This window comes from Aeromonas sp. R1-1, assembly GCF_040908495.1.
Lineage (GTDB): Bacteria > Pseudomonadota > Gammaproteobacteria > Enterobacterales > Aeromonadaceae > Aeromonas > Aeromonas veronii.
In genome coordinates this window covers 1-6,289 of sequence record NZ_JBFODV010000036.1, presented here as the reverse complement: position 1 = coordinate 6,289, position 6,289 = coordinate 1, and the positions used below count along the sequence as shown (strand labels likewise).

General features: G+C 60.3%; 6 protein-coding genes and 1 pseudogene. 6 read left to right on the top strand and 1 reads right to left on the bottom strand.

Annotation, left to right across the window (positions count from 1 at the left end; genetic code table 11):
* Positions 1-594: GntR family transcriptional regulator (locus tag AB5Y92_RS01680; protein WP_368225288.1), on the bottom strand; the 594-nt coding region annotated here is incomplete at its 3' end.
* Between the two features lie 116 nt (positions 595-710).
* Between AB5Y92_RS01680 and AB5Y92_RS01675 the strand changes: the two genes are divergently transcribed.
* The 6 genes and pseudogenes from AB5Y92_RS01675 to AB5Y92_RS01650 all read left to right on the top strand — a co-directional run.
* Complete coding sequence (locus tag AB5Y92_RS01675) at positions 711-1,307, top strand: LysE family translocator (protein ID WP_040068356.1); 597 nt, start codon at positions 711-713, stop codon at positions 1,305-1,307.
* Positions 1,308-1,431: 124 nt separating this feature from the next.
* Positions 1,432-2,022 carry a LysE family translocator gene (locus AB5Y92_RS01670; RefSeq protein ID WP_005335534.1) on the top strand — a complete coding sequence of 197 codons (591 nt, stop codon included), beginning with the start codon at positions 1,432-1,434 and terminating at the stop codon, positions 2,020-2,022.
* A 126-nt stretch (positions 2,023-2,148) separates the two neighbouring features.
* Positions 2,149-2,847 (top strand): annotated as a pseudogene (locus AB5Y92_RS01665) (aspartate/glutamate racemase family protein).
* Between the two features lie 130 nt (positions 2,848-2,977).
* Positions 2,978-4,084 (top strand): 1-acyl-sn-glycerol-3-phosphate acyltransferase, encoded by a 1,107-nt coding sequence (locus tag AB5Y92_RS01660; protein WP_042084524.1) that lies wholly within the window; start codon positions 2,978-2,980, stop codon positions 4,082-4,084.
* A 314-nt stretch (positions 4,085-4,398) separates the two neighbouring features.
* Positions 4,399-4,869, top strand: coding sequence for a YhcH/YjgK/YiaL family protein (locus AB5Y92_RS01655; RefSeq protein WP_368225286.1), 471 nt, complete (start codon positions 4,399-4,401; stop codon positions 4,867-4,869).
* Between the two features lie 274 nt (positions 4,870-5,143).
* Positions 5,144-6,289: acetate kinase (locus AB5Y92_RS01650; RefSeq protein ID WP_368225285.1), on the top strand; the 1,146-nt coding region annotated here is incomplete at its 3' end.

The window sequence follows — 6,289 nt, the reverse complement described above, 5'->3', positions numbered from 1 at the left end:
ACCCAGCATACCGGGGTAGCTCAGCCCCTCGCACAGGATGGTCTCCCCTACGCAATTGGTAGCCAGCAGCGCCAGCATGATGCCGTGCTGGGCGCCGTGGCTGAACAGCAGGCGCTCCTCACTGCAGGCCACCCCTTGCTCCGCCAGCCAGTTGACGAACTGCTGGCGCTGATCCGGTCGTCCCGCCTCCTTGTCATAGCCGAGCAGGGCGTTGAGATCCCCGTCTGCCACTTCCCCCAGCATGGGGCGAATGATGGCCGCCCGATCCAGCTGCACCGGCAGGTTCTGCCACAGCTCGATGCGGTGCCCCTCCTCCTGGCGGATCACCCACTCATTGGCGGGATCCGTGTTCGCTCCCTTGACCCAGGTGCCGTGTCCCACCCGGGCGGCCAGCAGGCCGCGCCGCTCCGCCTCGCTGTAGGCGCGGGTGACGGTGCCGACGGTGACACCCAGACGATCCGCGAGGGATCGGTGGGTGGGCAATCGGGTCTGCGGTGGCAGCTCGCCATTCGCGATCCCCTGTTCGATCGCTTTGACCAGCTTGAGGTAGAGGGGGCCATCGAAGGCCGTAAGGTCGGGTGTCCAGATTGTCATGGTGACAATAAATCCATTGATCAAAATTTGCTGTCAATATAGCGTGAATTTCAACCTGGTAACAACCAAATAGCACACTTTGTATCGATACAATGTGGCAAGCAAGGAGTCACAATATGACGATGGAGTGGTATGTCACCCTGTTCGGTTTTGCCGTACTCACCTGCGGTACGCCGGGGCCCAACAACCTGATGCTGACGGCCTCCGGCGCCAACTTCGGGGTGCGTCGCACCCTGCCACATCTGCTCGGGGTGGGGCTGGGGCAGCCGGTGTTGCAACTGGTTCTGGCGCTGGGGCTCTATCCGCTGTTCGAGCGCTGGCCCTTGCTGCGCCTCGGTTTGCAGATCTTCGGTAGCCTCTATCTGCTGTGGCTGGCGTGGCGTATCGCGGTGGCCGGCGCGCCGGGGGATCCGGCCCGTCGGGCCCGTCCGCTAACCATGCTGGAGGGGCTGGGCTTTCAGTTCCTCAATCCCAAGGCGTGGATGATGGGGATCTCCGCCATCAGTCTGTTCAGCCTGCCCGGCGCCAGTTACTGGTCGAGTCAGCTGGCGGTGATGGTCATGTTTGCGCTGGTGGCCCTGCCGGTCTGCTTTGTCTGGGTACTGTTTGGCCATCAGCTGAGCAACTGGATCAGCTCGGATCGGGGCTGGCGGCGACTCAACGGTTCTCTCGGTCTGCTGACGGCGCTCTGCGTGGTGATGCTCTGGTATTGAGCCGTGTTGCGCTGATGGACGAGGGGCCGAGAAAGAGCCATTTCTGACTTGTCGCCACGGGGTTGGCTCTGCATATTAGAAGGCTTTCCCCATAACGGGTGCGTTGTATCGACAAGAGGTTGAGATGGATCTGAACTGGTTACTGCCCCTGGCGGGGTTTGCTCTGGTTACCTGCGGCACGCCGGGGCCCAACAATATGTTGCTCACCAGCGCCGGGGCGGCGCAGGGGTTTCGCCGCACGATTCCCCTGCTGGTAGGGGTGGTGGGGGGGATCAATCTGATGATCCTCGCCACTGCGCTGGGGCTTGGCGTGGTGTTCGAGAAGGTGCCGCTGCTGCACGACGGCCTCAAGCTTATCGGCTCGGCCTATCTGCTCTGGCTGGCGTGGAAGGTGGCGACCGCCAGCGGCCCGGCCGAGGGCAACCGGCCGCTTATCCCCGCCCATCAGGGGGCCATGCTGCAACTGCTCAATCCCAAGGCGTGGATGATGGCGCTCTCCGCCATCAGCGGTTTCACCCTGGCGGGGGAGGCTTACTGGCCCTCTGCGCTCTGGGTGCTGGTGATCTTCTTTATTACCGGCCTCTATACCGGGGCGTTCTGGGTGTTGTTTGGTGCCCAGGTGCGGCAAATCATTCGCACCGCCCGGGGCTGGCGGCGTTTCAATCTCGGCATGGGGCTGGCGACGGCCGCCTGTGTCGGGATGATCTGGATTTAGCCCGGGGTTGACCCGGGCCTTTACCGGCTGTCTTGTTGGCCCTGCGGGGCCTTTTTTATCTCGCCCCCGTGACCTTGCCTGCAAGGTGGCGTGGTTCTGCCCTCCCTTGGGATGAAAGGAGTTCCTATGAAATGTATCGGTCTGTTGGGTGGCATGAGCTGGGAGTCCACCGTCAGTTACTATCAGGCGCTCAACCGCGGGATACGGGCGCAGCTCGGCGGTTTGCACTCGGCGCGGGTGTTGCTCAATAGCGTCGACTTTGCCGGTATCTAGCGGTTGCAGCATGCCGGTGACTGGCCCGCTACCGCCCGCCTGCTGGCGGCGGAGGCGCGCAAGTTGCAGGATGGCGGCGCCGATTTCTTGCTGATCGGCACCAACACCATGCACAAGGTGGCCCCCGAGATTGAGGCGGCCATCGATATCCCGCTGCTCCATATTGCCGATGCCACCGCGGCCAAATTGCAGGCGGACGGGATAACCCGGGTCGGCCTGCTCGGCACCCGCTTCACCATGGAGCAGGATTTTTACAAAGGGCGCTTGCAGGAGCGCTTCGGGTTGGCGGTGCTGGTACCCGATGAGGCCGGGCGGGAGCGGGTACACAGGATCATCTATGACGAGCTCTGTCTGGGGGAGATCCGTGAATCGTCGCGGGCCGAGTATCTGGCGATTATCAAGGGGCTGGCAGCCGCGGGCGCCGAGGCGGTGATCCTCGGCTGCACCGAGATTGCCCTGCTGGTGGGGGATGCACGGGCGGCCGTGCCGCTCTACGACACCACCGCCATTCATGCCGAGGCGGCGGTCGCGCTGGCACTGGCATCCGATTAATAAACTGGTCAGATCTCACTATTCATGCTTGTCTCATACCCCTTGCCATAAAAGCGTGTAAAATTGCGCCCTGAATTTTCCCCGGCCAACGCGGGTTGGCTGCGGTTTCCTAGCATGCAAGGCTGACATTGTGACTGAAGTAGATAGATTCGCGGATATTCGCCCCTACCGCGATGAAGAAGTGCCGGCAGCCATCGAACGGCTGATCCAGGATGATGAATTTATCGGCGCCATCGCCAAGTATCGTTTCGGTTCCCTGATGAGCTGGCTGGGTTGGGCCATCCGCCCGATGATCCGCCTGTTCCTGCGCCGCAAATGGTCAAAAGTGACCACTGTGCATCAGGTCCAGATGGGGGTCACCCGGTACATGTCCCGCATGATCGCCACCTCCACCAAGGGGGTGACCTTCTCCGGGATCGAGCATCTTAAGAAAGAGCAGGGCTATCTGTTTGTCTCCAACCACAGAGACATCGCCATGGACCCGGCGTTCGTCAACTGGGGGCTGCACACCCACGGTTTCGATACCGTGCGCATCGCCATCGGCGACAACCTGCTGCGCAAACCCTGCGCCACCGAGCTGATGAAGCTCAACAAGAGCTTTATCGTCAAACGCTCCGCCAAGGGGCCGCGGGAGATGATGAAGGCGCTCGGCGAGCTGTCTGCCTATATTGGCAACTCGGTCCACGAAGGTCACTCCATCTGGATCGCCCAGAAGGAAGGGCGCGCCAAGAATGGCGATGACAAGACAGATCCAGCCATCCTCAAGATGTTCTACGTCGACGGCAAGAAGCAGAAGATCGACTTCGTCGACTACATGCGCAGCCTCAATATCGTGCCGGTCAGCATCAGCTACGAGCTGGACCCCACCGACAAGGCGAAGGCGCGCGAGCTCTACGAGAAGTCGGTCAACGGCAGCTACGAAAAGGGCGAGTTCGAGGATATCGAGAGTATCGTCGCCGGTATCGTCGGCATGAAGGGGCGGGTACACGTCTCCTTCGGCGCCCCCATTACCGAGGGCTTCAGCGATCCGGACGAACTGGCCGCGCTGATCGACAAGGCGATCTGGAGCAGCTACCACCTCTTCCCCAGCAACTATCTGGCGGCCGATGTCTCCGGCAAGGCCAATACCATCGAACAGGCGGCCTTCCTGACTCGTCAGTCAGAGGTGCCGGAAGAGCACAAGGCGATCTGGCGAGCCATGTACGCCAAACCGGTGGAAAACGCCCAAAAGGCTTGAATGAAACCGGTTGTTAAACGGTTTTGCGAAAAAAACGGGCGCTGATGCGCCCGTTTTTGCGTCTGGTCAAAGTCGAGGGGGAAAGGGTGGTGAATAATATGGTTTCAGCTGGTACGATCACTATAAAAATGGGATTATGTCTCTTGGCAAGGTGCTGACGAGTGTGTAACAGTGCCTATATAGCTGAACATGAGCAAAAGCTCTAAACCGGTTTGCACGGATTGCAGACGGCATTATTGAAGGACCTGTCACAGGTCCTTTTTCATTGGCTGGCAAAGATGCCGCCCAGATATACCTAACAGGAAACAGACGCCATGATCACCGGTAGCCTGAACACCCTGCAGCGGACGCCGCTGCCCGCCCCGCTGGCCCGCATTATGGCGGAGGTGGTGAAGAGCGTGGCGCACTGGGGTGACGCTCCGCTCGGCAAGACCGAGATCGATGGCCTCAACCTGTTCTGTCTGGTGAGCGAGGATCTGACCGAGCCAGCCGCGGATCGCCGTGGCGAATTCCATGAACAGTATCTCGATATCCAGTTGCTGCTGCGCGGTGAAGAGTGGATAGGTGTGGGCCCCCACGACTACGTGAGCGACGGCGCCGACCATCCCCATCCCGACCTCTGGTTTGTCGATGACGAGCAGACCAGCTATCTGGCGCTGCAACCTGGCGATTTCGCCATCTTCTGGCCGGGCGAGCTGCATCGCCCGCTCTGTACCTTCAACCTGCCCGCCAAGGTGAAGAAGCTGGTGGTCAAGGTACACAAGGATCTGCTGGCTATCGCCTGAGCATTCCCATTGAGGCGAGCCCTGCGCAGCTGATGCGTTGAGACTCGCAAGCATTGAAACCAGTGATATGCACCACAAGTTGCGATCACTCTTTCAAGAGCAAGAATTGAAACCAGTGATACGCACCACAGGTTGCGATGACTCTTTCAAGAGCAAGAATTGAAAAATTGGACGCACCCTCCTGCGACCATAAGCCCCCGGCAGGGGAATCCCATCCTCTTTTGGATGACACGACACTGTCGGCATAAAGCCGAAGCACAGGAAGATGTAGAAAATGAGCAAGTTGGTATTGATCCTTAACTGCGGTAGCTCTTCCCTGAAATTTGCCGTAATGGACGCCGAAACAGGTGAGGACATGCTGTCCGGCCTGGCCGAATGCTTCAATCTGGATGATGCACGTATCAAATGGAAACTCCACGGGGTCAAGGGCGAAGCCATGCTGGGAGCGGGTGCCGCTCACCAGGAGGCCCTCGACCATATCGTGGGTCACATCCTGCCGCAGGATCCGACTCTTGCCGAGCAACTGGTGGCCATCGGTCACCGAATCGTACACGGTGGCGAGCAGTTCTCCCGCTCCGTGCGCATTGATGACGGCGTGATCGCCGGTATCGAAGCCGCCATTCCGTTCGCCCCGCTGCACAACCCGGCCCACCTCATCGGTATTCGCGCCGCGCTGAAAGTGTTCCCGCAGCTGTCCGAGAAGAACGTGGCCGTCTTCGACACCGCTTTCCACCAGACCCTGCCGCAAGAGGCCTACCTCTATGCGCTGCCGCACAAGCTCTACCGCGAACACGGCATCCGTCGTTACGGTGCTCACGGTACTTCTCACCGCTACATCGCGGAAGAAGCCGCGAAAGAGCTGGGCAAGCCGTTGAATGAACTGAACATCATCAACTGCCACCTGGGTAACGGTGCCTCTGTCTGTGCCATCAAGAACGGCGAATCCGTTGACACCTCCATGGGGCTGACTCCGCTGGAAGGTCTGGCGATGGGTACCCGCTCCGGTGATATCGATCCGGCCGTGGTCTTCTTCATGCACGACCAGCTTGGTTACAGCGTGGAGCAGATCAACCACACCCTGACCCGTGAGTCCGGTCTGTTGGGGATGACCGAAGCGAGCAGCGACTGCCGCTACGTCACCACCAACTACGCCACCGACGCCGGTGCCAAGCGCGCGCTGGATGTCTTCACCTACCGTGTGGCCAAGTATGTCGGCGCCTATGCCGCTGCGATGGACGGTCGTCTGGACGCCGTGGTCTTCACCGGCGGTATCGGTGAGAACGCCGCCATGGTGCGCGAGATGGTGCTGAACCGCCTAGCTCTGTTCGGCTTCAAGGTGGACAAAGAGGCCAACAACGCCGCGGTACTGGGTGGCGAAGGTCGCATCACCACCGCCGACAGCCGTTGCGCCATGGTGATC